Below are 25,421 nucleotides of genomic sequence, written 5' to 3'. Positions count from 1 at the left end.
GTGGCTGGGCCACCGCGGTCCCTGCCTGCGACCTGCCCGCGCGGCAAGCTCCTTCAACGTCCGAGCAGCGCCACCGCCAGTCCGATCACCGGCAAGGCCCACGCCAAGGGAGCGATCCAGCGGGGCCGGAACGGGTACAGGCCGAACGCGATCAGGATGCCGCTGACCGTCAACGCACCCAGCCACAGCACCGGCCCGGCGGCCCAGCCGTGGTCCCACACGCACAGCACAAACGACAGGGTCAGCAGCGCCCAGCCCAGCCAGCGCCATCGCCGCATCCTTGCCGGGCTGGCCGGGGTCCTGCCGTACAGCTCCAGCTGGTGCCTGTCCATGGCCAGCGACAGCGCGGTAAAGGCCGAGAAGCTCACGGCAAGGGCCAGCAGCATCATGCCTTGGCCTCCACGTTCGCGCCTTCCTGCACCTTGGCTGCCGCCGCGGCGACCTGCCGCTTCTTCTTTTCCGCCGGGCTCAGCGCCGGCTGCCAGCGCTGCATGCGCAGGCCGCAATAGGCCAGCATCGCGCCGAAGGCGAGCATCACCAGGTCGAAGCCGGCCAGCACCCAGTCGCCGTTGCGCAGGGTCACGCCCAGGTGCGCCTGGGTAGTCAGCGCATTGACCAGCGGGATCAGCGCGAACAGCGCCGCGCCCAGGTACAGCTGCCAAGCCCACATCAGCCGCTTGGGCCAGACGAAGGCGGCCAGCAGCGCCGCGCCCCAGGCATAGAAGAACACGTTGATTTCGGCGTCGGCGCGTTCGGCCAGCTGCAGCGGCAGCAGCCGGTTGCCGAGGAAGTAGGCGGCAAACGCGATCGGCAGGCCGGCCACCGCGCCGATGTTGAGCGCATCGACCAGGCGCAGGCCGAAGCCGATCCGGCCGGACTTGGCGTGCTTGGGGCGTTCCTTGACCGCCCACAGCACCACGCCGCTGGCCACCATCAGGCAGCCGACCAGCCCGGACAGGAAGAACAGCGCACGCAGGCCCCAGTCGGCGAAGCGGGCCAGGTGCAGGCCGTACATCACTCCGCGGGTCTGGGTGGCGCCGCCGGAGGCCGGGCTGGCCTGGATCAGCGCACCGGTCACCGCGTTGTAGCGCAGCGACGGGGTATCCACCGACAGGCGCTTGCCGTCGCGCTGCTGGATGTCGATCACCGCGTTGGCCGCGCCGGGGTGGTACAGGGTGAAGCCGGCGACGTCGGCGCCCTTCCAATGGCGGCGCGCGCCATCGAGCAACTGCTGGATCGGCAGCGCCACCGCGTGGCCTTCGGCGGGCGTCTGGATTTCGGCCAGGCGCGCGAATGCCTCGCTGAAGAACGCCTCCTCATCCTTGGGGTAGGCCACGCCCACGCCCCATGGCAGGTACATGAACATCAGCGTGACGATGCCGGTATAGGTGATCATCGCGTGGTAGGGCAGGGCCATCACCGCGCTGACGTTGTGGAAATCCAGCCACGAACGCAGGCCCTTGTCGCGGCGGAAGGTGAAGAAGTCCTTGAAGATCTTCTTGTGGGTGATCACCCCGGTGATGATCGCCACCAGCATGAACATCGCGCAGAAGCCGACCAGGTAACGCGCCCACAGCACCGGGAGGTAGTGCAGGTCGAAATGCAGCCGGTAGAAGAAGTCGCCGCCGCGGGTTTCGCGCGCGGCCACTTCCTGGCCGGTGCCCGGGTCCACGGTGGCATCGCCGAAGCGGCCGCCGCCGCGCCGCCGGCGCTCGCCTTCGGCCGGTGGCTTGACCATCGATTCGGGATTGCGCCAGAACATCCGCATCGCCGGGGTGCGCGGGTCGGGCAGGCTGACATTCCAGCTTTCGGCCTGCGGCGCCTTGTGCTGCAGGAAGCCCAGCGCGCGCTCGGCGGCGACATCGCTGCTGACCGTGCTGCGCGGCAGTTCCGGGCGCATCCAGCGGCTGATTTCCTCGCGGTAGTAGCTGGCGGTGCCGGCCATGAAGATCAACAGCAGCAGCCAGCCGACCAGCAGGCCGGTCCAGGTGTGCAGCCAGGCCATCGACTGGCGGAATCCGTTCTTCATGCGCCAGCCCTCAGCATTTCGGTACCCACCCAGAACAGCGCGGTGGGAATCAGGATGCCTACCCACGCGCGCAGCGCGGTGCGGGTGGCAAAGGCCCACAGCGCTGCGCACGCGCACAGCACGATGGCCACCAGCATGCCGGTCAGTACCGCCTGGCCGCGTGCGATCGGCAGGGCGGCGGCGAAGAACATCGCGCAGGTCGCGGCCAGCGCGTAGCCGCCGAAGATGGCCGCCAGCGTGCGCGACAACACACCCAGCCATGGCCGGGCGAACCAGGGGGCGATGCGGTTGTACCAGCTGGCAGAAGGCGTGCTGTCCACGGAAACCTGCAATGTCATGTCCAACAATGGGCAGCCCCGGCCAAGGCCGTTGCTGCGGGGAAAGGTGGCCGTCCCTGGCCGTGTCGCAGCGTGGGGCTGCGGTTCCCTTGGAGAGCGGTTACAGCTTCCAGCGCAGGCTCAGCCGCACATTGCGCGGTTCACCCCAGTACACGCCGTCATAGAAGCCGACGTTGCTGTAGTACTTCTTGTCGAGCAGGTTGTTGATGTTGAGCTGGGCCGAGAAGTTGTCGCTGAACTGGTAGCCGGCGAAGGCGTTGACCAGCAACAACGCGTCTTGCGTGATCGGCGACTTGTAGGTCTTGCCGCTGCTGGCGAAGTCGGCCGCCGGGCGGTTGCTCATCCGCCAGATGCCGCTCTGCCAGGTCACCCCGCCGCCCAGCGACAGTCGGTTCCAGGTACCACCGGGGCGCCAGCCGGTGTTGAGCCGGAAAGTGTCCACCGGGGTAGTGGTGTTCTGGCGCACGCCGAGCTGGTTGCGGATGGTGGTGTGGGCGTAGCCGGCCGACAGGTTCCAGTTCGCGGTGATGCTGCCCTGCGCTTCCAGTTCCCAACCCTTGACCTTGTTGCCCTTGCCGGTGGAACGGTAGGCGGTGCTGCCGTCGGGCAGCGAGCCTTCCGGGACCGAATCGTCGACTTCGGCCACGTTGTCCTTCAGGCCCTTGAACAGCGCCGCGGAGGTGTTCAGGCGGCCGCCGAAGAATTCGCCCTTGACCCCGGCTTCCCACATGTCCCCGACCACCGGTTCGAGGTAGTTGTTGCTGCGGTCGCGGTAGTTCTGCGGCTGGAAGATGTCGGTATAGCTGGCATAGGCGCTGAAGTTGCCGCCGAAGTCGTAGACCAGGCCGACATAGGGGGTGAGCGAGTCGTCGGGCTTGTAGCCGCCGCGGGTGGTGCGCAGCAGGGTGCCGTTGGCGTCGTGGTCGTAGTTCCAGCTGCGGGTTTCCCAGCTGCCGTAGCGCGCACCGAGCACCGCCAGCAGCGGATCGGCCAGCTGCAGGCGCGCGGCCACGTAGGCGGCGCGCTGCTTGAGCTCGTCGCGCGATTGCAGCCAGTTGTAGCGGGTGACGCCCAGCGGGGCGACATCGCCGCTCCAGTGGTGCCAGTCGGGCACCTGGTCGTAACCGGGGCCATAGACGATGTCGGACAGAGCGGGTACTTCGCCCTTGCGTACCGATTGGCCAAGCCCGACCACCAGTTCGTGTTCGCGCCCGAACAGGCGGAACGGTCCGCCGGCGTTGACATCGAATACCTGCATGTCGCCGCGCTCGGCAAAGGCACCGAGGAAGGCTTTCACTCCGCTGCCGTCCGCGCGCGGGTAGCCGGAGGCCCCGTACCAGACGCTGCCTTCGGTATCGCGCTTGGAGCGGGTGTAGCTGCCCTTGATCGCCCAGCCGTTGCCCAACTGCTGTTCCAGGCGGGCGAAGGCGGTTTTTTCCACGATCGGCCAGCTGCTCCAGCTGGCCGACAGATTGGTCGAGCGCGGCAGGTTGGCCGGCTGGCCGTCCGCGCCCCAGTACGGCAGCACGCCCCAGGTGACCCCGGTGGTGCGTGGCGACTGGTATTCATAGCCGGCTTCGAGCAGGGTGCTGTCGGTCAGGTCGGCCTGCACGATGGCGTAGAACACGTCCTTGTCCAGCCGGTATACATCGCGGAAGGAATCGCTCTGCTGCTTGGCGGCAACCACGCGGGCGCGTACGCGGCCGTCCAGCGCGATCGGGCCGCCCATGTCCACTTCCAGGCGCTGGTTGCCCCAGCGGCCGAGCATCAGGTTGGCGCTCATGGCCACGTCGGCGGTCGGGCGCTTGCGCACGAAGTTGATGGTGCCCGACGGATCGCCGGCGCCGGTGGTCAGGCCGGTGGCGCCGCGCACCACCTCGATGCGGTCGTAGATCACGCTGTCGGTGTTGGTCTTGACGTAGCCGCCGAAGGTATTGAGCATCCCATCGACCTGGAAATTGGTGATGTTGTAGCCGCGCGACACATAGTTGATGCGCTCGCTGTCGGTGACGGCCACATGCACGCCGGTGACCTGGCCCATCACGTCCGACAGCGCATACAGGCCCATGTCGTCCAGCCGCTGGCGGGTGATCACGGTGACCGATTGCGGGGTATGCCGCAGCGACAGGTCCAGCCGGGTCGCGGTCCGCGCCTGCTTGACGGTGTAGGAGGTGGGGATGTCGCCGTCGGCGGTGACCTTGACCGTGTCCAGCGTGGTCGCATCGCCCGGCCCTGCATCGGCCCGCGCCAGCGGTGCATGGCCGGCGATAGCGGCGAGCAGGGCGATGGCGAGCAGCGAAGGGCGGACAACGGGAGACACGGTGGTGGTGGTCATGGCAGGGTTTCCAGGTGGACAAGCGGCTTCATGCAATCCATTGCGCGCGCAGCGCGCGGCGCCACATCACTGCAGGGGCGGGCAGGCTGGGCCTGCACGCCGATGGGATGGTTCCTGCGCACGGCGTTGCCGCCGTCGGCGGCACGCAGGCACGGGAGTGGGGTACCAGGGAATGCACGCGGGGCGTGCCGGGGACGTGCGCGGACGATGTCCGGACGGCGGCGGGCTGGGCGTGCACCCAATGCGTGAATGATAGTCATTATCATTTCGTTATTCAAGCGCGCCGGTGATGGCCAGTGCCAGGCCGAAGCGATGCCGGCCTGCGCCGGCGCGCATGTCATCGGCGCTGCGCGCCGGTGTCACTGCCGGGACACATCCCCTGCACAGAATGCGCACGCGCTGCGGGCCATTGGCGTCTGCAGCGCTCCCTTCGAGCAGTGACTGGAGTTGCATGTGAAGCGCAGTGCGTTGGCGGTAGCCGTTGTGTCCGTTGTTTCCCTGGTTGCGGTCGCCGAAGGGCATGCCGAAACCGCCCCGGCAGGGACTGCCGCGGCCCCCGCCACCCTGGACACGATGATCGTCACCGGCACGCGCGGCAGCAACCGCACCCAGTTCGACACGCTGGCGCCGGTGGATGTGTTTTCCAAGCAGGAAATCCAGGCCATCGAGTCGTCCGACCTCAACGACGTGCTGGCCCAGCTCGTGCCCTCGTTCGTAGTGCAGCGCATGCCGATGAACGATGGCCTGGTGTTCGTGCGCCCGGCCACGTTGCGCGGCTTGTCGCCGGACCAGACCCTGGTGCTGGTCAACGGCCGCCGCTTCCACCGTTCGGCATTGCTGGGCGCGCGCGGCGCGCAGGGCCCGGACCTGGCGCAGATTCCGCTGCATGCGATCCAGCGCATCGAAGTGCTGCGCGACGGTGCCTCGGCGCAGTATGGTTCCGATGCCATCGCCGGGGTGATCAACATCATCCTGGATGACAGCGTGGGCGGCGAGGTCTCGCTGGGCCTGTCCGAATACAGTGCCGGCGATGGCCGTGGCCGCAAGGTCGGCGCCCGCCACGGATTCGCCCTGGGCGACACCGGCAGCCTGTCGCTGTTTGCCGATTGGGACAAGTCCGATGCCACCTCGCGCAGCCGCCAGCGTGCCGACGCGATCGCCTTCCAGAAGGCGCACCCGGACCTGGCGGTGCCCGATCCGGTCCAGCGTTGGGGCCAGCCGGATCTGGAAAACCGCCATTTCGGCTTCAATCTCAACCTGCCGTTGAACGCGCGCATCGATCTGTACAGCTTCGGCCTGTACGGCCACAGCGAAGGGGTCAGCGATTTCAACTGGCGCAATCCCGACGGCACCGCCTCGGTCTACAACCCCAGCCGGGTGTTCCCCGGCTGGAACGTGCGCAGCGTGTACCCGACCGGCTTCAGCCCGAAGTACGGCAACGAGCAGGACGACCTGCAGGGCGTGCTCGGCCTGCGCGGCACCTGGGGCGAGCGTTGGCGCTGGGATGTGAGCGGGTCCTACGGCCGCAACCGCATCGACTACACCCTGGGCAACTCGATCAACGCCTCGCTGGGCCCGGCCAGCCCGACCGCGTTCTACCTGGGCCGCCTGTCGCAGCAGGAGAAGAACCTCAACGCCGATATCGTCTACGCGCTGCCGGTCAGCGCGCTGGCCGCGCCGATCAACATCGCCTTTGGCGCCGAGACCCGCGAGGAAACCTACGGCGTGGACGCCGGCGATCCGGCCTCCTATGCGATCGGTCCGGGCGCGGTGACCGGCCTGGCCGGTGGCGCCAATGGCGCGCCGGGCTTCAGCGCGGCCAATGCCGGGCGTTGGAGCCAGCGCAGCCGCGCGGCCTACATCGACGTGGAGGCGCCCTTGACCGCACGCTGGACCGTGGGCGCGGCCACCCGCTACGAGCATTTCTCCGCGTTCGGTGAAAGCGTGGATGGCAAGCTGTCCACGCGTTTCGAATTCACCCCCGGCCTGGCCGTGCGCGGCTCGGTATCCACCGGTTTCCGCGCGCCCACGCCGGGCCAGCTGTTCACCCAGAGCACCCAGCAGGGCCTGGATACGGTGACCCTGCAGGTATTCACCACCGGCCGGCTGTCGCCGGGCGACCCGCTGGCGATCCAGCTCGGCGCGCAGCCGCTGAAGCCGGAACAGTCGCGTACCGCCTCGCTCGGCCTGACCTGGAAGACCGCGCTGGGCTTCTCCGGTTCGGTGGATGTCTACGACATCAAGGTCACCGACCGCTTCAGCCAGTCGGCCTCGTTCGCGGTGCCGGCCGGGGTGCCCAACCCGCTGGGCTATACCTCGGTGAGCTTCTACACCAATGATTTCGACACCACCACGCGCGGTATCGACGTGGTCGCCAGCCATGCCGCCGCGCTTGGGGCAGGGCGCCTGAACACCACGCTGGGCTACAACTACAACCAGACCCGGGTCGATGGCGGGCGCACCGGCGTGGCCACCAACGACAGCCAGCGGCGCATCTTCGAAGAGCGCCTGCCCGAGCACAAGGCCACCTTGAGCAGCAGCTACGAGTTGGGCCGCTGGAGCCTGCTCGGCAAACTGCGATACTACGGGGCATGGACCGATTCCTCCGGCAATGCCACCGGCGATATTTTCCAGCGCTTCGGTGCGATGGCGTTCTTCGACCTGGCGGTCGCTTTGCGCGTGACCGACCAGCAGACCCTGCGCATCGGCGCGGACAATCTGTTCGACCGCTATCCGGACCAGGCCACGTTCCAGGCCAGCCGCGGCCTGATCTACTCGCGCAACGCGCCGTATGACACCGACGGCCGCAACGTCTACGCCGAATACCGGATCCGTTACTGATGGACCGGCAACGACGCCACCTGCTGCGCGGCGCGCTGGCGCTGCCCGTGGCCGGTGCCGGCGCGGCAATGGGCACGGCCATGTCCGCTGAGCTGCCCGCCGAACTGCCCGCGTTGCCGCCGGTCGATGCACGCACGCCGGCGCAGTTGGCCGGCGATGAGGCGTGGTGGGGCCAGGTGCGGGCACTGTACGACCTCACCGATGAGGTGGTGATGCTCGACAACGGCTATTGGGGCGCGATGGCGCGCCCGGTGCTGCAGGCCTACCAGCAGGCCACCGCCACGGTGAACGCCGGCAATGCCTGGTTCGGGCGGCTGGCCTTCCCGCCGCTGTTCGAACAGGCGCGGGTGCAGTTGGCCCAGGCGCTGGGCGTGGACACCGACGAAATCGCGCTGACCCGCGGCGCGACCGAGGCGATGCAGGCCCTGATCGGTGGCTACAACAAGCTCGGCCCGGGCGATACCGTGCTGTACGCCGATACCGACTACGACAGCATGATCGCTGCGATGCAGTGGCTGCGCGCCCGCCGCGGCGTGGACGTGCAGCGCCTGGTGCTGCCCGAGCCGTTCGACCATGACAGCATCGTCGACGCCTACCGGCAGGCGCTGGCGCGGCACCCGCGCACGCGCCTGCTGCTGCTCACCCAGGTCAACCACCGCAACGGCATGCTGTTGCCGGTGGCACAGATCGCCGCGCTGGCCCGGGCGGCCGGGGCGGAGGTGATCCTCGATGCCGCCCACGGCATCGGCCAGGTCGACACGCCGGTACGCGCGCTGGGCGTGGATTTCATCGGCATCAACCTGCACAAGTGGATCGGCGCACCGGTCGGGGTGGGCGCGATCTATGTGCGCCGTGGCCGCGTGCGCGACCTGGACCCGTACATGGGCGAGGCCGACCACGACGATATCCGTACCCGCATCCACACCGGCACGGTCAATTTCGCCGCCTACATGGCGCTGCCGCTGGCATTGCAGCTGCACCAGCGGATCGGCGTGGCCAACAAGCGCGCGCGGCTGCTGCACCTGCGCAACCTCTTGCTGGATGCGCTGCGCGGCGACGACCGGGTCCAACTGCTGGCCTCGGCCGACCCGCGCCTGTCCAGCGCGATCGCCGGCTTCCGCCTGCGCGGGCAGACCACGCTGGCAGCCAACACGGCCACGGCCACCGCCATGGTCAAGCAAGCGGGCGTGTTCGTGGTGCCCCGCGAAGGGCTGGCCTCCGGCGCCTGCCTGCGCGCCACGCCGGGCATTTTCAGCACCCCCGCGCAGATGCAGGCGCTGGTCCGGGCGGTACGGGCGGTGGCGGGCTAGACGCGGCGATCGCGGTGGTTCAGCGCCTGGCGCAGGCCTTCTTGATCGCCGCTTCGACATGTGGCGGCGCGGTACGGCCGAACGCTTCGCTCAGTTCGCGGCGGCCCCGCAGGTCCTCGCATTGTTCGGGGTCGACCGAGCCGTCGATCACCGTGCCGCGCACCATCGGTTGGCCACGGCCGGCATCTGCCTGCATGCGTTGGCGCGCGGCCTGCAGGTCGCGCTGGGCGCGGCTGCGTTCTTCCCAGCTCAGCTTCGGGTCCCGGGTGATCGGCCGGGTGATGCCGGTGTCCTGCTCGGGCGGGCAGGGCACGGTCTGGTAGATGGTCTGCCCGCCGGCGGCGCATTTGTAGACGCGTCCGGCATGGGCGTGGCTGGCCAGCGCGCACAGCGCCAGCGTGAGAATGGTCCTGCGCATCGATCCCCCCTGTGGGCCCCTTGGCCCGGGATGGGCGGCAGAATACGCCAGCGGCCGGACAAACACACCCGGTCAAACCGTCAAGCGGCACCGCGGCGGGGTAGCCCCGCAGCAGCGGCCGCTACCAGTGCATCCACACCGTCAGCGCATGCAGCAGCAGGCCGATCAGGCCGCCGACCAGGGTGCCGTTGAAGCGGATGAACTGCAGGTCACGGCCCACGCTCAGTTCCAGCTGTTCGACCAGGTGGCGTTCGTCCCAGCCCTTGACGGTCTGCGCGATGTGGGTGGTGACGCCCTCGCGCAGGCGGCTGGTCAAGCGTTCGGCGCCGTCCATCAGGTGCTGGTTGAGCGCCTGCCGCAGCGAGGGGTCGTCCTGCAATGCCTGGCCGACGGCGGCCAGGCTGCGGCGCAGGTGGCCGGCCAGTGCCGAATCGACGCTGGACAGGTCCGCGCGCAGGCTGGCGTGGATGCGTTCCCACAGGCCCTGCACGTACTCCTGCACGGCCGGGTGGTCGATCACCTGCTGCTTGATCTGGTCGATCTTTTCGGCCAGCGCCGGGTCGCCGCGCAGGCGCTGGATGTAGTTGGCCAACCAGGTTTCGTAGTCGCGGCGCAGCGGGTGCGCAGGCTCGGCCAGGATCTGCTGCAGTTCGGCCAGCACTGCGTGCGCCATGCGTTCGGCCAGGCTGTCGCCGATCTCGTCGATCGGCTTGACCCAGTTCACCGTGCTGGCCAGCTTGGGCCACTCGCGCTGGAGGTAGCGCACGATCAGTTCGGAGGCGCGTTGTTTGACCGAAGGGTTGTCCAGCCACTGGCCGACCCGGGTCAGGCCCTCGTCGAGCACGCGCTGGTGGCGGTTGTCGGCGGTGAGCAGGCCCAGCAGTTCACCGGCGGTGGCCGCTGCGTTCCACCGCCGCAGCTGCTGGATCACAAACCCCTGGATGCTGCGCCGGACCGCGGCTTCGTCGAGGAAGTCCAGCGCCTGCAGGGCCCAGCCGCGGGCCATGTCGGCCAGCAGCCGGGAGCGGGCCGGATCGGCCAGCCAGCTGCCCAGGCGGCTGGCCGGGTCGAACACCTGCAGCCGTGCCAGCAATGCCTGCGGTTCCAGGAACTGGTCGCGCACGAACAACGCCAGGCTGTCGGCGATGCGTTCCTTGCTGCGCGGGATGATCGCGGTATGCGGGATCGGCAGGCCCAGCGGGCGGCGGAACAGCGCCACCACCGCGAACCAGTCGGCCAGCGCGCCTACCGCAGCGGCCTCGCAGAACGCCGAGACCCAGGCCCAGATGCCGCGTTCGCCCTGCAGGTGGCTGATCACGAAGCCGGCCAGCATGGCCAGCAGCATGGCCAGCGCGATCAGCTTGAGGCGGCGCAGCTGGGCGCGGCGCGGGTCGGGAGGCGATATCGGCGTCATGCCGGCAGTCTACCCATCGCCGCATGAGCGCGCGGTGTGCCGGCCAGCGGCCGGCACTACCTCAGACCTCGGCCAGCTGCCTGCGCAACGCGGCCAGTTGCTGGCGCAGGGCGTCGTTTTCCAGGGTCAGCGCGATCACTCGCTGGCGCAGTTCGGCCGGGCCCTCGCCCAGTGACGCGAGCGCCTCGGCAATCTCGGCGGCGCGGCCGGGGTCCGCCTCGGCATCGTCGTCGGCGCTGTGCAGCACGTCCTGCACCGGCTTGCGCGGCTTGCGCTTGGCCTCGCGCACGCGCTTGGCGGCCTGCTTGAGTTCGTCCTTGCCGGCCACCGCCGCTGCGCGCTGCTCGTCTTCGGGCAGGGCCGACACCGCGGCGGCGGCGCTGATCGAGATCACTCCGCTTTTGACCGCTTCCACCAGTTCGGGCGCCGCCTGCTTGTGGATGCGCTCGATCATCGTCACCTGGCTGCTGCTCAGGCGGGCTTCGCGGGCCATGTCGGCGCGGCTGACCTTGGGCGCGGCCGCCCACGGCGGGCTGTCCTCATCGCCTTGCGGGCCGGCGTCGGCGATCTCGCCGTCGCTTTCCTTCTGCAGCTGGGCCTGCTCGGCGCGATGCCGCTCGGCCAGGATGTCGCGCTTGCGCAGCGCCAGCACGCCGCGCTGGAAGTCCGAGACGCTGCGCCGGCCCAGGTGCTGCTCGATCATCCACAGATGCACATCGTCCATCGACTGGAAGCGGCTGTTCTGCACGGTCTGGAACGGCAGGCCATGCTTCTGGCAGATGCCGAAGCGGTTGTGCCCGTCCACCAGTACATCGCCCCACAGCACCAGTGCATCGCGGCAGCCTTCGGCCAGGATGCTGCGCTCCAGCGCGTCGTGCTCGTCGGCGGTCAGCGGATCGATGTAGGCCTTGAGTTCTTCTTTGACGACAATGTCCATGCAATCCGGTACGCGAGCAAACGTGACCGACCATTGTAATGGGGGTGGGGGTCAGCCGGTGGCATTGATCATGTCGCCCAGGATCTCCACGATCCGGTCGATCTGCGCCTTGTCGATGATCAGCGGCGGCGACAAGGCGATCACGTCGCCGGTACAGCGCACCAGCAGGCTGCCGTCGCGGAAACAGCGTTCGAACACCTCGTAGCCGCGCGCGCCCGGGGCATCCTTGCGCGGGGCCAGCTCGACCGCGCCGATCAGCCCGAAATTGCGGATGTCGATCACGTGCGGCAGGCCGCGCAGGCTGTGCAGGGCCGATTGCCAATAGTCGCCCAGCTCGATGGCGCGTTCGAACAGGTGCTCTTCGGCGTAGGTGTCCAGCGTGGCCAGCGCCGCCGCGCAGGCCAGCGGGTGGCCCGAATAGGTATAGCCATGGAACAGTTCGATGGCGCCCGGCGGGCCCTGCATGAAGGCGGCATGCACGGCGTCGGACACCAGGGTGGCGCCCATCGGCACCGCGCCGTTGGTCAGCCCCTTGGCCAGTGTCATCAGGTCCGGGGTGACCCCGAACCGCTGTGCGGCAAACGCGTTGCCGACCCGGCCGAAGCCGGTGATGACCTCGTCGAAGACCAGCACGATGCCGTGCTGGTCGCAGATCTCGCGCAGCCGCTGCAGGTAACCGGGCGCTGGTAGGATCACCCCGCCGGAGCCGGCGATGGGCTCGACGAACACCGCGGCGATGGTGGACGCATCGTGCAGGGCGATCAGCCGTTCCAGGTCCTCGGCCAGTTCGGCGCCGTGGCGGGGCAGGCCACGGCTGAACGCGTTGCGGGACAGGTCCAGGGTGTGGCGCAGGAAATCGCTGCCGGCCAGCAGCGGGCCGGCGTCCTTGCGGTTGTTGGGCAGCCCGCCGATCGACAGGCCGCCGAAGCCGACCCCGTGGTAGGCCTTCTCGCGGCCGATGAAGCGGGTGCGCTGGCCCTGGCCGCGCAGCCGGTGGTAGGCCAGCACGATCTTCATCGCGGTATCCACCGCTTCGGAGCCGGAGTTGCTGAAGAACACATGGTTGAGCGGCGCCGGGGCCAGTGCGGCCAGGCGCTGGGCCAGTACGAACGGCAGCGGCGAGCCCATCTGGAACGGCGGGGCGAAATCCAGCGTGGCCGCCTGCTGCTGGATGGCCTGCACGATCCGCGGGCGGGCATGGCCGGCGTTGCAGCACCACAGCCCGGCGGCGGCATCCAGGATCGGGCGGTCGTCCACATCGTGGTAGTACATGCCTTCGGCGCGTACCAGCAGGCGTGGGGCGGCCTTGTACTGGCGGTTGGCGCTGAACGGCATCCAGTACGCCTCCATCGATACCGGGCGCTGCTGGGACAGGGACGACAACCCGCTTTCGGTACGACGCATCGACGACTCCGCAGCAGACCGGATGGTCACGACTCTATCGCAGATGCGTCACGGCGCGGGGTGAAAGCGCCGGGTATAAAGGCGGTCGATACCCGCTGCAGGAGACCTTCGATGACCAGCGTGCGCACCCGCCAGGACTGGCAGCGCCAGGCCGATGCCTTGAGCGTGCAGGGCCAGGCCTTCATCAACGGCCGTTACGTGGACGCCGTGGACGGCGCACGCTTTGCCTGCATCAGCCCGATCGACGGGCGCGTGCTGGCCCAGGTGGCCGACTGCGGCAGCAACGATGTCGAGCGCGCGGTGGCCGCCGCGCGGCGCAGCTTCGAGGCCGGGCACTGGTCGCGCGCCGCGCCGGTGCAACGCAAGCAGGTGCTGCTGCGACTGGCCGACCTGGTCGAACAGCATGCCGATGAGCTGGCCTTGCTGGAAAGCCTGGACATGGGCAAGCCGGTGCGCGACGCGCGCCAGGGCGACCTGCCCGGTGCGGTGCGCTGCCTGCGCTGGACCGCCGAGGCGGTCGACAAGGTATACGGGGAAATCGCCCCGACCGCGTCCGATACGCTGGGCCTGATCAGCCGCGAGCCGGTGGGCGTGGTGGCCGCGATCGTGCCGTGGAACTTTCCGTTGCTGATGGCCTGCTGGAAGATCGCCCCGGCGCTGGCGGCCGGCAATTCGCTGATCCTCAAGCCGTCCGAGCGCTCGCCGTTGAGTGCGATCCGGCTGGCCGCGCTGGTGGCCGAGGCCGGCATCCCCGATGGGGTGTTCAACGTGCTGCCCGGCACTGGCAGGCGAGCCGGCGAACCGCTGGCCCTGCACATGGACGTGGACGCGCTGGCCTTTACCGGCTCCACCGCGGTGGGCCGCCGTCTGCTGCAGTGCGCGGGCCTGTCCAACCTCAAGCGCACCTGGCTGGAGTGCGGCGGCAAGAGCCCCAACCTGGTGTTCGCCGATGCGCCGGACCTGGACAAGGCGGCCGAAGCGGCGGCCACCGGCATCTTCTACAACCAGGGCGAGGTCTGTACGGCGGCCTCGCGGCTGCTGGTGCAACGTTCGATCCAGGACGCCTTCGTAACCCGGGTGCTGGCCCACGCACGGCGCATGCAGCCCGGCCATCCGTTCGACCCGGACGCGCCGATGGGCGCGCTGGTCGATGCAGCCCACGCCGAGCACGTGCTGGCCTACATCAACCGCGGCCAGGCCGAGGGCGCGCGGTTGCTGCTGGGCGGCAAGCGGGTGGAGGTGGTGGCCGGCGGCAGCTATGTGCAGCCGACCGTGTTCGATGAGGTCGATGCAGGCCATGCGATCGCCCGCGAGGAAATCTTCGGCCCGGTGCTGGCGGTACTCGGCTTCGACCACGAGGCCGACGCGCAGCGCCTGGCCAACGATTCCAGCTACGGTTTGGCGGCCGGCCTGTGGACCGGCGACCTCGGCCGCGCGCACCGGGTGGCGCGCCAGCTGCGGGCCGGCAGCGTCTGGGTCAATCAGTGGGACGGCGGCGACATGACCGCCCCGTTCGGTGGCTACAAGCAGTCCGGCATCGGCCGCGACAAATCGCTGCACGCCTTCGACAAGTACACCGAGCTCAAGGCCACCTGGATCCACCTGGGCGACTGAGGCGTCGGCCACGCCTGGTGCCGGGCGGGCGAGGCGGTCACGTCTGCAACCATCGGCCCGCAGCACGGCGTGGCCGTGGCAGAATCCGGCAGCTGCCCTTCTTCGTGTGCCCGATGTCGACTCCCGCCGCACCTGCCGCCAATTCGCCCCGCCGCATCCTGCTGGCCAGCCTGATCGGCACCACCATCGAATTCTTCGATTTCTACATCTACGCCACGGCCGCGGTGCTGGTGTTCCCGCACCTGTTCTTCCCCGACAGCAGCGATGGCGCGGCGCTGCTGCAGTCGCTGGCGACCTTCGCGGTGGCCTTCATCGCCCGTCCGGTCGGCTCGGCGGTGTTCGGCCACTACGGCGACCGGATCGGGCGCAAGGCCACGCTGGTGGCCGCGCTGCTGACCATGGGCGTATCCACCGTGGCGATCGGGCTGCTGCCCACCCATGCCAGCATCGGCATCCTGGCCCCGGCGCTGCTGGCGCTGTGCCGTTTCGGCCAGGGCCTGGGGCTGGGCGGTGAATGGGGCGGGGCGGTGCTGCTGGCCACCGAGAACGCACCGCCGGGCAAGCGCGCCTGGTACGGCATGTTCCCGCAGTTGGGGGCGCCGCTGGGCTTCCTGTTGTCGGCCGGCATCTTCCTGCTGCTGGGCGGGGTGATGAGCGATGCCGATTTCCTGCAGTGGGGCTGGCGCATTCCGTTCCTGGCCAGTTCGCTGCTGGTGGCGGTGGGGTTGTGGGTGCGCCTGAACATCCACGAGACGCCGCAGTTCCAGGCGGCGCTGGACCGCAACGAGCGGGTCAGGCTGCCGATGTGGACGGTCATGCGCGAGCACGGCCTGACCCTGATGCTGGGGACGCTGGGCGCGTTCGCCACCTTTGTGCTGTTCTACCTGATGACGGTGTTCACCCTGGGCTACGGCACCACGGTACTGCACTACACCCGCTCGGATTTCCTGCTGCTGCAGATGATCAGCATGCTGTTCTTCGCCGCCGGCATCCCGCTGTCGGCGTTGTACGGCGACCGTTGGGGCACGCGCCGTACGATGATCGTGGCCAGCGGCCTGATCCTGGGCTTCGGCGTGCTGTTCGCGCCGCTGCTGCAGGCATCCAGCCCGTGGCTGGTGCTGGGTTTCCTGTCGCTGGGCATGTTCCTGATGGGCCTGACCTACGGCCCCTGCGGCACCTTCCTGGCCGAGATCTACCCGGTGCAGGTGCGCTACACCGGCGCCTCGCTGTCGTTCAACCTGGCCGGCATCCTCGGCGCGGCGCCGGCGCCGTACGTGGCGACCTGGCTGGCCGAACGCTTCGGCCTGCTGGCGGTGGGGCTGTACCTGTGCGGGACCGCGCTGATGACCATCCTGGCCCTACTGGCGATGAGCCGGCGCGCCGCGCTCAGCGGAAGAAACGCTTGAGCGTACGGCCCAGCCAGCTGCCCTGCTGGTGCTCGCGGGCGAACTGGTTCAGGTGTTGCTTGACCTGCGGCGCATAGGCCTTGTCATCGCCGCGGATGTGGTTGAACAGCCAGCGCGAGAGCATCGTGCGCAGTTCGTCGGTGACGTCTTCGCCGGCCTGGAAGCGCAGCCGGTACTCGGACACGCGCTTGCCGAAGATTTCGTGCACGCGCTTGTGCGCGGCACAGAACGGATAGCCGGCTTCCTCCATCAGCTCTTCCTCGAAGGCGAAGTGCGACATGGTGTAGTCCACCAGTTCGTCGATCACCTCGGCCACCGCCAGCCGCTGCAGGCTGCTCTGCGCCATGTGCAGATGGTTGAGCATCTCCACGATCCGCATGTGCTGGTGGTCGATGACCTCGATGCCGATGTTCAGGTCGTCCTGCCAGACCAGAAGTGCCATGCTGCGTTCCCCGTGCTGTTCAACTGGGAGCGACTCTAGGGCCGGCGCTGCCGGCCCGCGTTGATCTGGATCAAGGCGCCAGTGCGGGCTCGCGCGCGTTGTCGACCACGCTGGTGCAGCTGACCCGGTTGCGGCCGCCGGCCTTGGCCAGGTACAGCTGGCGGTCGGCCTCGGAAATCAACCGGTGCAGCGAATCGCGCTGCGGCTGCAGGCAGCACAGCCCGATGCTGACGGTCATGCGCAGCGTGGCCGTCCCCAGCTTCACCTCCAGGGCGGCGATGCGCTGGCGCAGCAGTTCGAAGTAGCCACGCGCCTGGTCTTCCTCCAGCCCCGGAACCAGCAGGCAGAACTCCTCGCCGCCAAAGCGCGCGATCAGGTCCTGCTCGCGCGCATGCCCGGCCACCGCCGCGGCGACTGCGCGCAGCGCGTCGTCGCCGGCTTCGTGGCCGTGGGTGTCGTTGATGTGCTTGAAGTGGTCGATGTCGATCATCGCCACCGCCACCGGCTCACCGGTCAGGTGCAGCTGCGGCAGCTGGCGCTGGCTCTGCTCCAGGAAGCAGCGACGGTTGGGCAGCCCGGTGAGGAAGTCGCGGGTAGCCAGGTCCTGCAGGGTGCCGATCAGTTCCAGCTGGTCCACGTTCTGCGAGACCCGGCAGAAGAACTCCTCGCGCGAAAACGGCTTGCGCAGGAAATCGTTGGCACCGTTCTTGAGGAAGCGCGGAATCAGCGAAGGATCGGTGTTGCCGGAAATGCCGATCACCGCCACCTTGTCGCGCGAGCGCAGGGTACGCAGCCGGCGGCTGAATTCCACCCCCTCCATGCCCGGCATTTCCTGGTCGACCACCGCCAGCCGGATCGCAGGGTGCGCCTCGATCGCCTCCAGGCCCTGCGCGCCATCGGCGGCCTCGTACACGGTATGCCCGTACATGCGCAGCAGCGAGGCGGCATACATCCGCGCCGACAGCGAATCGTCCACCACCAGGGCGGCGATGCGGCGGTTGCGCTCCAGCCGCTGCACCAGCCACACCAGGTAGTCGACGCTGCCGGGGGTGTTCTTGAGTACGTAGTCGATGATCTGCTGCTGCAGCACGCGCTTGCGCAGGTCTTCGTCGTAGACGCCGCTGACCACCACCGTGGGCAGGCCGCGCGAGAGGAAGAACTCGACCACCTTGTCGCGGTCGCCATCGGCCAGCACCAGCCCGGTCAGCACCAGGAACCAGCCCTGTTCCTCATCCAGCAGGCGCCCGGCCTCGGCCAGGCTGGTAGCCACCGATACCGGCAGTTCCAGCCGTTGCTCGATGGCCTCGCCCAGCATGCTGGTGAACGTGCGCGAGTTTTCCACCAGCAGGATCCGCTGGGGCAGGGCATCACCGGGGTCGCTGTCGACAGCGCCCTGCAACAGTGCCGGCATGGGGCGTACGCTCGGAGTGAAGTCGGTCCGCAGTGTTAGCGGCATTTCCGCCTGCAACTTTAGGTGCGCAATCGGCGCGGCCGGCGACAGGCGCCTGGCGGGACTGGTCGGCACCGCCACTCACCACAACGCATCGCGCAGCTTGTACCAGGACATCGCCGCCACCAGCAGCGGGGTGCGCAGCAGGCGCCCGCCGGGGAAGCGGCGGTGGGGGATGCGTTCGAATACATCCAGTCGCTGCGATTGGCCGGCAATGGCCTCGGCCAGCACCGCACCGGCCAGCCCGGTGGCGGCCACGCCGTGGCCGGAGAAGCCCTGCGCGAAATACACGTTGGGCGTCAGCCGGCCCCAGTGCGGGGCGCGGTTGCGGGTGATGTCCACGTAGCCGCCCCAGACCTGCTCCATGCCCACGTCGGCCAGCTGCGGGAACACCTGGTGCATGCGCCGGGTCATCAGGGCGCGCAATCCCGGTGGCGGCAGCGCCGAATAGCTGGCGTGGCCACCGAACAGCAGCCGGTGGTCGGCGCTGAGCCGGAAATAATCCAGTGCCCAGCTGACATCGGCCACCGCCATGTCGTTGCGGATCAGCGCGTGGGCGCGTTCGGCGCCGAGTACCGGCGAGGCGCCGACATAGGTGCCCACCGGCATGATCCGCGCCTCCAGTTCGGGGGCGATGCCCTGCAGCAGGGCGTTACCGGCGATCACCACGTGGCCGGCGGTGACCGTGCCGTGCGCGGTGCGCAGCTGCGGGCGCGTGCCGCGCTCCAGCTGCACTACCGGCGACTGCTCGTGGATGACCACGCCCAGGCTTTCGGCCGCACGTGCCAGCCCCTGCGCATAGGCCAGCGGCTGCAGGTGGCCGCTGGCGGCATCGAACATCGCCCCGCGGTAGCGCGGGCTGTCCAGTTGCTGGCGCAGCTGCGCGCGGTCCCACCACTGCAGCGGATAGTCGTAGCGTTCGGCCAGTTCGATCAGCCCGGCGCGCAGCGCGCGTTCCTGGCGGGGCCGGATCGGCACGCTGGCGTGGCCGTCGCGCCAGTCGCAGTCGATCCGGTAGTGCTGCAGACGATGGCGCAGCAGCGCCATGCCCTCGCGCGAGAAGTCGAACAAGCGGCGCGCATCGGCCGGCCCGACCAACCGTTCCAGCGTGTCCACTTCGCAGCCATAGCCGACGATGGCCTGGCCGCCATTGCGCCCGGACGCGCCCCAGCCGACCCGCTGCGCCTCCAGCACGGTGACCCGGTAGCCGCGTTCGGCCAGCGACAGTGCCGCCGACAGTCCGGTATAGCCGGCACCGAGCACGCACACATCGGTGCTGTGCGCGCCGGCCAGGGCTGGGCGCAGCGGGCTGGCCGGCAGGCTGTCGGCATACCAGCTTGAGGCGTGGGGCTGGCCGGCCTGGCTCACGCCATGCACCAGCAACGCAGGGAAGGGATGGCAATCATGGGGACAGCATGCCAGCAACGCGCAACGGTGACAGCAGACAGTCTGTCGCAGGCAGCGCGGCCGGTATGTGACGGCCGCCGCGAGTTGCGCCCGGTCACGGCCCGGGGGTAACGTGCAGGCAGCGCATCCGGCGACGGCCGCGCGTATCGCCCTTGGACCGGCTGCCACCGATCGCCGCAGCGGGCCACCAACGGTTCGCGGTTGCGTGCACGGCCGGGGCATCGGCTGGCGGCGGGCCCATGCGATGCACCTGTCGGCAGCGCTGGCAGGCAGCGCCACGGGCATGGCGGGCCTGCCGGTTCCATCACCTTATTTTCCATGCCTTCGGCGAAGCTTGTCGCCGCTACCCATCCAAAGCAGAGCGGTCATGAACACCCGAACGCGTTCGCGCAAAGCCTCCACCCCGCCCGTAGCGCAGGAAAGCGCACTGCTGCGCTGGCTCAAGGAGCGGCGCATCACCGAGGTGGAATGCCTGGTACCGGACATCACCGGCAATGCCCGCGGCAAGATCATCCCGGCCGACAAGTTCTCGCACGACTACGGTACCCGCCTGCCCGAAGGCATTTTCGCCACCACCGTCACCGGCGAATTCCCGGACGACTACTACGAGCTGACCTCGCCGTCGGATTCGGACATGATCCTGCGCCCGGACGCGGACACGGTGCGCATGGTGCCCTGGGCCACCGACCCCACCGCCCAGGTCATCCACGACTGCTTCACCAAGACCGGCGAGCCGCACGAGCTGGCCCCGCGCAATGTGCTGCGCCGGGTGCTCAATGCCTATGCCGAGCTTGGCCTGCGCCCGGTGGTGGCGCCGGAGCTGGAGTTCTTCCTGGTACAGAAGAACACCGACCCGGATTTCCCGCTGCTGCCGCCGGCCGGGCGTTCGGGCCGACCGGAGACGGCGCGCCAGTCCTACTCGATCGATGCGGTCAACGAATTCGATCCGATCCTGGACCTGATGTACGACTACTGCGATGCGATGAAGCTGGACGTGGACACGCTGATCCACGAATCCGGCGCGGCCCAGCTGGAAGTCAACTTCACCCACGCCAATGCGATGGACCTGGCCGACCAGGTGTTCCTGTTCAAGCGCACTATGCGCGAGTCGGCGATGCGCCATGGGGTGTATGCCACCTTCCTGGCCAAGCCGATGGAGAACGAGCCGGGCAGCGCCATGCACATCCACCAGAGCCTGCTGCGCATCAGCGATGGCAGCAATGTGTTCACCGGCGAACATGGCGGCGAGGATTTCAGTCCGCTGTTCGGCCATTACCTGGCCGGGCTGCAGAAGTACGTGCCGATGGCGATGGCGTTCTTCGCACCGAACGTGAACTCCTACCGCCGGCTGATGTTCGGCGAGGTCTCGCCGAGCAATGTGCACTGGGGCTTCGACAACCGCACCTGCGGGCTGCGCGTGCCGCTGGACACCCCGGAGAACATGCGGGTGGAAAGCCGCTTTGCCGGCTCGGACGCCAACCCCTACCTGGCCATCGCCGCGACCCTGGCCGCCGGCCTGCTCGGGATCCGCGAGCAGGGTTCGCCGACCGCGCCGATCACCAGCAGCGCCAAGGAACTGGGCTATGACTTGCCACGTTCGCTGGGCGAGGCGCTGGACGGGCTGGAAGGCTGCCCGGAACTGCGCGAGATGCTCGGCGAGCGGTTCTGCCGGGCCTATGTGTCGGTCAAGCGCAAGGAGTACGAAACCTTCTTCCGGGTGATCAGCTCGTGGGAACGTGAGTTCCTGCTGCTCAACGTCTGAGCCGGCCGCACCGCCAGACCCGGCATGGCTGTGATGGCCGCGTGCTGGGAAAATGGCGGCCCGCCCGTTAGGCTGGCACCCGTTGCGCCGGTCCGGCCGGTTCGCCCATCCCGCACCTGACCTGTGGAGAGTCCGATGAAACTGCCAATCCTCACCCTCGGCATTGCCGTGACCCTGCTCAGCGCCTGTGGTGGCGCCAAGCAGGACGACAGCAAGGTGCTGAACGTCTACAACTACAACGACTACATCGCCGAAGACACCATCCCCGCCTTCGAGAAGGCCACCGGCATCAAGGTGACCTACGATGTGTTCGACAGCGATGAAATGGTCGAAACCAAGCTGCTGGCCGGCGCCAGCGGCTATGACGTGGTGGTGCCGACGCTGAACTTCTTCGGCCGGCAGATCCAGGCCGGGGTGTTCCTGCCGCTGGACAAGAGCAAGATCCCGAACCTGGCCAACCTGGACCCGGAGGTGATGAAGCGCATCGCCCAGCAGGATCCGGGCAACCAGTACGGCGTGCCGTACATGATCGGCACCACCGGCATCGGCTACAACGTGGACATGCTCAAGCAGCGTTTCGGCGGCAGCACCGAGATCGCCAACAGCTGGGACCTGGTGTTCAAGCCGGAAAACATCGCCAGGATGAAGGACTGCGGGATCACCATCCTGGACACGCCATCGGACATGGTCCCGATCGCGCTGCACTACCTGGGCGAAGATCCGCACAGCAAGGACCCGGCCACGATCGAAAAGGCCGCCGCCCTGCTCAAGAGCATCCGCCCATACGTGCAGAACTTCCATTCCTCCCAGTACGTGGGCTCGCTGGCCAACGGCGGCACCTGCCTGGTGGTGGGCTGGTCGGGCGACATCATCCAGGCCCGCGACCGCGCCGCCGAGGCCGGCAGCGGGGTGACCGTGGCCTATTCGATTCCGCGCGAAGGCGCCCCGCAGTGGTTCGACATGCTGGCCATCCCCAAGGATGCCAAGCACCCGCAGGCCGCCTATGCCTTCATCAACTACCTGCTTGAACCCAAGGTCGCCGCGGCCAACACCAACTACATCCACTACGCCAACCCGGTGACGGCGGCCACGCCGCTGGTGGATGCGGCCATCCGCAACGATGCCACCATCTACCCGCCGGCCGAGGTGGCCGCGAAGATGTTCACCTATTCGATCAATCCCCCGGAGGTGGACAAGCTCTACACCCGGTTGTGGACCGAGGTGAAGACCGGGCGCTGAGTGCCCTGCGACGCCGGCCCGGGGCCGGCGTCGTCGTATCGGGCCCCGGTGCAGGGCAGGGGCCCGCGGCCGGGGCCGGCCCCCCATGTAAAATGGGCGCCTCCCCCGCCGTCCCGCCACCGCTCCCGGAGTCGCTGCCCATGCCATTTGAAGCCAAGCCCGAAGGCGTGGTCACCCCGGTGCTGGAACCGGGCTATCTGTCCATCCGCGCGCTGCGCAAGGAATTTGACGGGTTCGTCGCGCTCGACGACGTCAGCCTGGACGTGCGCAAGGGCGAAATTTTCGCCCTGCTGGGCGGGTCGGGCAGCGGCAAGTCGACCTTGCTGCGCTGCCTGGGCGGGTTCGAGACGCCCACCCGGGGCAGCATCGAACTGGACGGCCAGCGCATCAACGACCTGCCGCCCTACCAGCGGCCGATCAACATGATGTTCCAGTCCTATGCGCTGTTCCCGCATATGAGCGTGGAGCAGAACATCGCTTTCGGGCTGAAGCAGGACGGCCTGTCCCGCGATGCGATCGGCCGGCGGGTGGGCGAAATGCTCGAGCTGGTGCAGCTGGGCAAGCTGGCCAAACGCAAGCCGCACCAGCTGTCCGGCGGCCAGCAGCAGCGCGTGGCGCTGGCGCGCTCGCTGGCCAAGGGGCCCAAGCTGCTGCTGCTGGATGAGCCAATGGGCGCGCTGGACAAGAAGCTGCGCTCGCAGATGCAGCTGGAGCTGGTCAACATCATCGAAACCTCCGGGGTGACCTGCGTGATGGTCACCCACGACCAGGAAGAGGCGATGACCATGGCCACCCGCATTGCGGTGATGGACGCCGGCTGGATCCAGCAGGTGGGCAAGCCGGATGAAATCTACGAGCAGCCGGCCAACCGTTTCGTGGCCGAGTTCATCGGCTCGGTCAACCTGTTCGACGGGGTGATCGACGAGGACCTGCCCGAGTACGTCACCGTGCGTACGCCGCTGTTCCCCGCGCCGATCTACGTGGCCCACGGTATCACCGGCTACGAAGGCCAGCCGGTGGCGTTCGCGCTGCGCCCGGAGAAGGTGATGATCGGCAAGGACGAGCCGGCCGGGGATACCAACAAGGCGCAGGGCGTGATCGAGGAGATCGCCTATTTCGGCAGCCATTCGGTCTACCACGTACGCCTGCCGAGTGGCGCCAGGGTGCTGTCCAACTTCGCCAATTCGCAGCGCTGGGCCAGCGATGGGCTGACCTGGGGCGACAGCGTGTGGGTGCATTGGCGCGACAACGACGGCGTGGTGCTGACCGCATGAACGCGACCGGCTGGAAGCGTTGGCTGCCCGGCACCCGGGCCGGGGTGATCGCAGCACCGTACCTGTGGCTGCTGTTGTTCTTCGCGGTGCCGTTCGTGATCATCCTGATGATCTCCTTCGCGCGCACCCAGGTCGGCTCGCCGCCGTATACCTGGCTGCTGGAATACGTGGACGGCGCGTTTTCGCTGAAGCTCAACCTGGGCAGCTATACGGCCCTGGTCAAGGACAACCAGTACGTGCTGGCCTACCTGAGCTCGATCAGGATCGCGCTGATCGCCACCGTGCTGACCCTGCTGATCGGCTACCCGATGGCCTATGTGATCTCGCGGATGCCGCCGGCGGCGCGCAACGTGGCGATGATGCTGGTGGTGCTGCCGTCGTGGACCTCGTTCCTGATCCGGGTCTATGCGTGGATCGGCATCCTGGACCGCAACGGCCTGCTCAACCAGCTGCTGCTGAAGATCGGGTTGATCGATGCGCCACTGCAGATCCTGTATACGCCGACGGCGGCCTATATCGGCATCGTGTACTGCTACCTGCCGTTCATGGTGCTGCCGCTGTATGCCAACCTGGTCAAGCTGGACCACCGGCTGCTGGAGGCCGCCTACGACCTGGGCGCGCGGCCGTGGCAGGCCTTCATGCGGATCACCCTGCCGTTGTCGCGCACCGGCATCATCGCCGGCTGCATGCTGGTGATGATTCCGGCGGTGGGCGAATTCGTGATTCCGGAAATGCTGGGCGGGCCGGACACGCTGATGATCGGGCGGGTGCTGTGGGGCGAGTTCTTCAACAACCGCGACTGGCCGACGGCCTCGGCGGTGGCGATGGTGATGCTGGTCCTGCTGCTGGTGCCGATCCTGCTGTTCAACCGGCTGCAGCAGCGCGAGCTGGAAGGGCGGCTGGCATGAGCATGGTACGGCGCAATCGTTGGCTGGGATGGACGGTGCTGGGGCTGGGCTTTGCGTTCCTGTACCTGCCGATCCTGTTGTTGATGGTGTACTCGTTCAACGCGTCCAAGCTGGCCACGGTGTGGTCGGGCTTCTCCACGCGCTGGTACGGGGAGCTGTTCAACAACCGGCAGATCCTGGCGGCGTTGTGGATCAGCCTGAAGGTGGCGTTCTGGACCGCCTGCGCGGCCACGGTGCTGGGCACGATGGCGGCGATGGCGATGGTGCGGATGCGCCGTTTCCCGGGCAAGACGCTGTTTGGTGCGTTGATCACCGCGCCGCTGGTGATGCCCGAGGTGATCCTGGGCTTTTCGCTGATGACCCTGCTGGTGGCGATGGGCGGCATTCCGGGTTTCCCCAGCCGCGGGTTGACCAGCATCTGGATCGCGCATGTGACCTTCACGCTGTCGTTCGTGACGGTGGTGGTGTCCTCGCGGCTGCAGGAGCTGGACCGGTCGCTGGAGGAGGCGGCGATGGACCTGGGCGCCAGCCGGTTGAAGGTGTTCTTCCAGATCACATTGCCGATCATCGCCCCGGCGCTGGTGGCCGGGTGGCTGTTGGCGTTCACGCTGTCGCTGGACGATGTGGTGATCGCCAGTTTCGTGGCCGGGCCCAATTCGACCACGCTGCCGATGAAGGTGTTCGCGTCGGTGCGGATGGGCATCAAGCCGGAGATCAACGCGCTGGCCACGCTGATGGTGCTGGCGGTGTCGGTGGCGGCGGTGGTCGGCTGGTTCATCACCGCGCGCGGGGAGAAGCGGCGCCAGCGCGATATGCAGATGGCGCTGCAGGACAAGGGCTGAAGGCGGCAACATCCGGATCACAGGCCCGGGCGCAGAATGGTGGCCTGTCTT

General features: G+C 68.3%; 20 protein-coding genes. 9 read left to right on the top strand and 11 right to left on the bottom strand.

The genetic code is table 11. The features are described 5' to 3' along the window. Positions 1-53: 53 nt before the first annotated feature. From IC535_RS12125 to IC535_RS12110, 4 genes are all read right to left on the bottom strand, one after another. A complete protein-coding gene (locus IC535_RS12125) occupies positions 54-389 on the bottom strand; it encodes a DUF3325 domain-containing protein (protein ID WP_228886577.1) in 336 nt (111 codons plus the stop codon). After that, the gene (locus IC535_RS12120; protein WP_228886578.1) at positions 386-2,029 is read right to left on the bottom strand and encodes a PepSY-associated TM helix domain-containing protein; all 1,644 of its coding nucleotides are present in this window, start codon (positions 2,027-2,029) and stop codon (positions 386-388) included. The genes IC535_RS12125 and IC535_RS12120 overlap by 4 nt, the downstream gene beginning before the upstream one ends. Beyond that, entirely contained in the window at positions 2,026-2,367 is a 342-nt protein-coding gene (locus IC535_RS12115; protein WP_228886579.1) for a DUF3649 domain-containing protein, read from the bottom strand. The genes IC535_RS12120 and IC535_RS12115 overlap by 4 nt, the downstream gene beginning before the upstream one ends. Positions 2,368-2,467: 100 nt before the next feature. Further along, positions 2,468-4,702 carry a TonB-dependent siderophore receptor gene (locus tag IC535_RS12110; protein ID WP_228886580.1) on the bottom strand — a complete coding sequence of 745 codons (2,235 nt, stop codon included), beginning with the start codon at positions 4,700-4,702 and terminating at the stop codon, positions 2,468-2,470. A 453-nt stretch (positions 4,703-5,155) separates the two neighbouring features. Between IC535_RS12110 and IC535_RS12105 the strand changes: the two genes are divergently transcribed. Together IC535_RS12105 and IC535_RS12100 are read left to right on the top strand one after the other, a co-directional pair. Next, entirely contained in the window at positions 5,156-7,543 is a 2,388-nt protein-coding gene (locus IC535_RS12105; RefSeq protein ID WP_429000386.1) for a TonB-dependent receptor plug domain-containing protein, read from the top strand. After that, positions 7,543-8,853 (top strand): aminotransferase class V-fold PLP-dependent enzyme, encoded by a 1,311-nt coding sequence (locus IC535_RS12100; RefSeq protein WP_228886581.1) that lies wholly within the window; start codon positions 7,543-7,545, stop codon positions 8,851-8,853. Before IC535_RS12105 ends, IC535_RS12100 begins: the two co-directional genes overlap by 1 nt. Before the next feature lie 19 nt (positions 8,854-8,872). Here the strand turns inward: IC535_RS12100 and IC535_RS12095 are convergent, their stop codons facing one another. The 4 genes from IC535_RS12095 to IC535_RS12080 all read right to left on the bottom strand — a co-directional run bounded on the left by IC535_RS12095 (position 8,873) and on the right by IC535_RS12080 (position 13,026). Further along, positions 8,873-9,271 (bottom strand): DUF4124 domain-containing protein, encoded by a 399-nt coding sequence (locus tag IC535_RS12095; RefSeq protein WP_228886582.1) that lies wholly within the window; start codon positions 9,269-9,271, stop codon positions 8,873-8,875. 121 nt (positions 9,272-9,392) lie between these two features. Then, a complete protein-coding gene (locus IC535_RS12090; protein ID WP_228886583.1) occupies positions 9,393-10,685 on the bottom strand; it encodes a DUF445 domain-containing protein in 1,293 nt (430 codons plus the stop codon). A 61-nt stretch (positions 10,686-10,746) separates the two neighbouring features. Continuing rightward, the gene (locus tag IC535_RS12085; RefSeq protein WP_228886584.1) at positions 10,747-11,622 is read right to left on the bottom strand and encodes a plasmid replication/partition related protein; all 876 of its coding nucleotides are present in this window, start codon (positions 11,620-11,622) and stop codon (positions 10,747-10,749) included. A gap of 51 nt (positions 11,623-11,673) precedes the next feature. After that, positions 11,674-13,026 (bottom strand): aspartate aminotransferase family protein, encoded by a 1,353-nt coding sequence (locus tag IC535_RS12080; RefSeq protein WP_228886585.1) that lies wholly within the window; start codon positions 13,024-13,026, stop codon positions 11,674-11,676. A gap of 111 nt (positions 13,027-13,137) precedes the next feature. Here IC535_RS12080 and IC535_RS12075 point away from each other — a divergent pair, with 111 nt between their 5' ends. Then, the gene (locus tag IC535_RS12075; protein ID WP_228886586.1) at positions 13,138-14,640 is read left to right on the top strand and encodes an aldehyde dehydrogenase; all 1,503 of its coding nucleotides are present in this window, start codon (positions 13,138-13,140) and stop codon (positions 14,638-14,640) included. Between the two features lie 113 nt (positions 14,641-14,753). Beyond that, positions 14,754-16,046: an MFS transporter gene (locus IC535_RS12070; protein WP_228886587.1), complete on the top strand. Its 1,293-nt coding sequence runs from the start codon at positions 14,754-14,756 to the stop codon at positions 16,044-16,046. Here IC535_RS12070 and IC535_RS12065 read toward each other — a convergent pair. From IC535_RS12065 to IC535_RS12055, 3 genes are all read right to left on the bottom strand, one after another. Then, positions 16,027-16,488, bottom strand: a complete 462-nt coding sequence (locus IC535_RS12065; RefSeq protein ID WP_228886588.1) for a bacteriohemerythrin — start codon at positions 16,486-16,488, stop codon at positions 16,027-16,029. The genes IC535_RS12070 and IC535_RS12065 overlap by 20 nt on opposite strands. A gap of 70 nt (positions 16,489-16,558) precedes the next feature. Beyond that, entirely contained in the window at positions 16,559-17,899 is a 1,341-nt protein-coding gene (locus tag IC535_RS12060) for a diguanylate cyclase (RefSeq protein WP_228886589.1), read from the bottom strand. 120 nt (positions 17,900-18,019) lie between these two features. Continuing rightward, entirely contained in the window at positions 18,020-19,315 is a 1,296-nt protein-coding gene (locus tag IC535_RS12055; RefSeq protein ID WP_429000387.1) for an NAD(P)/FAD-dependent oxidoreductase, read from the bottom strand. Positions 19,316-19,712: 397 nt separating this feature from the next. Here IC535_RS12055 and IC535_RS12050 point away from each other — a divergent pair, with 397 nt between their 5' ends. The 5 genes from IC535_RS12050 (at position 19,713) to IC535_RS12030 (ending at position 25,370) form a co-directional block, all read left to right on the top strand. Further along, positions 19,713-21,107, top strand: a complete 1,395-nt coding sequence (locus tag IC535_RS12050; RefSeq protein WP_228886591.1) for a glutamine synthetase family protein — start codon at positions 19,713-19,715, stop codon at positions 21,105-21,107. Between the two features lie 135 nt (positions 21,108-21,242). Further along, on the top strand, positions 21,243-22,346 hold the full coding sequence (locus IC535_RS12045) for a polyamine ABC transporter substrate-binding protein (RefSeq protein WP_228886592.1): 1,104 nt from the start codon (positions 21,243-21,245) through the stop codon (positions 22,344-22,346). Between the two features lie 140 nt (positions 22,347-22,486). Beyond that, positions 22,487-23,620 (top strand): ABC transporter ATP-binding protein, encoded by a 1,134-nt coding sequence (locus tag IC535_RS12040; RefSeq protein ID WP_228886593.1) that lies wholly within the window; start codon positions 22,487-22,489, stop codon positions 23,618-23,620. Further along, positions 23,617-24,528 (top strand): ABC transporter permease subunit, encoded by a 912-nt coding sequence (locus IC535_RS12035; RefSeq protein ID WP_228886594.1) that lies wholly within the window; start codon positions 23,617-23,619, stop codon positions 24,526-24,528. The genes IC535_RS12040 and IC535_RS12035 overlap by 4 nt, the downstream gene beginning before the upstream one ends. After that, positions 24,525-25,370 carry an ABC transporter permease subunit gene (locus IC535_RS12030; RefSeq protein WP_228886595.1) on the top strand — a complete coding sequence of 282 codons (846 nt, stop codon included), beginning with the start codon at positions 24,525-24,527 and terminating at the stop codon, positions 25,368-25,370. The genes IC535_RS12035 and IC535_RS12030 overlap by 4 nt, the downstream gene beginning before the upstream one ends. Positions 25,371-25,421 lie beyond the last annotated feature (51 nt).

The organism is Stenotrophomonas rhizophila (assembly GCF_020857975.1).
GTDB classification, from domain to species: Bacteria; Pseudomonadota; Gammaproteobacteria; order Xanthomonadales; family Xanthomonadaceae; genus Stenotrophomonas; species Stenotrophomonas rhizophila_C.
This window is presented reverse-complemented; position numbering and strand designations above follow the sequence as displayed.

Excerpts from the sequence above, each read along its gene's own strand:
- IC535_RS12125 (WP_228886577.1), bottom strand. The coding sequence starts at position 389 with ATGATGCTGCTGGCCCTTGCCGTGAGCTTCTCGGCCTTTACCGCGCTG.
- IC535_RS12120 (WP_228886578.1), bottom strand. The coding sequence starts at position 2,029 with ATGAAGAACGGATTCCGCCAGTCGATGGCCTGGCTGCACACCTGGACC.
- IC535_RS12115 (WP_228886579.1), bottom strand. The coding sequence starts at position 2,367 with ATGACATTGCAGGTTTCCGTGGACAGCACGCCTTCTGCCAGCTGGTAC.
- IC535_RS12110 (WP_228886580.1), bottom strand. The coding sequence starts at position 4,702 with ATGACCACCACCACCGTGTCTCCCGTTGTCCGCCCTTCGCTGCTCGCC.
- IC535_RS12100 (WP_228886581.1), top strand. The coding sequence starts at position 7,543 with ATGGACCGGCAACGACGCCACCTGCTGCGCGGCGCGCTGGCGCTGCCC.
- IC535_RS12095 (WP_228886582.1), bottom strand. The coding sequence starts at position 9,271 with ATGCGCAGGACCATTCTCACGCTGGCGCTGTGCGCGCTGGCCAGCCAC.
- IC535_RS12090 (WP_228886583.1), bottom strand. The coding sequence starts at position 10,685 with ATGACGCCGATATCGCCTCCCGACCCGCGCCGCGCCCAGCTGCGCCGC.
- IC535_RS12085 (WP_228886584.1), bottom strand. The coding sequence starts at position 11,622 with ATGGACATTGTCGTCAAAGAAGAACTCAAGGCCTACATCGATCCGCTG.
- IC535_RS12080 (WP_228886585.1), bottom strand. The coding sequence starts at position 13,026 with ATGCGTCGTACCGAAAGCGGGTTGTCGTCCCTGTCCCAGCAGCGCCCG.
- IC535_RS12075 (WP_228886586.1), top strand. The coding sequence starts at position 13,138 with ATGACCAGCGTGCGCACCCGCCAGGACTGGCAGCGCCAGGCCGATGCC.
- IC535_RS12070 (WP_228886587.1), top strand. The coding sequence starts at position 14,754 with ATGTCGACTCCCGCCGCACCTGCCGCCAATTCGCCCCGCCGCATCCTG.
- IC535_RS12065 (WP_228886588.1), bottom strand. The coding sequence starts at position 16,488 with ATGGCACTTCTGGTCTGGCAGGACGACCTGAACATCGGCATCGAGGTC.
- IC535_RS12060 (WP_228886589.1), bottom strand. The coding sequence starts at position 17,899 with ATGCCGGCACTGTTGCAGGGCGCTGTCGACAGCGACCCCGGTGATGCC.
- IC535_RS12050 (WP_228886591.1), top strand. The coding sequence starts at position 19,713 with ATGAACACCCGAACGCGTTCGCGCAAAGCCTCCACCCCGCCCGTAGCG.
- IC535_RS12045 (WP_228886592.1), top strand. The coding sequence starts at position 21,243 with ATGAAACTGCCAATCCTCACCCTCGGCATTGCCGTGACCCTGCTCAGC.
- IC535_RS12040 (WP_228886593.1), top strand. The coding sequence starts at position 22,487 with ATGCCATTTGAAGCCAAGCCCGAAGGCGTGGTCACCCCGGTGCTGGAA.
- IC535_RS12035 (WP_228886594.1), top strand. The coding sequence starts at position 23,617 with ATGAACGCGACCGGCTGGAAGCGTTGGCTGCCCGGCACCCGGGCCGGG.
- IC535_RS12030 (WP_228886595.1), top strand. The coding sequence starts at position 24,525 with ATGAGCATGGTACGGCGCAATCGTTGGCTGGGATGGACGGTGCTGGGG.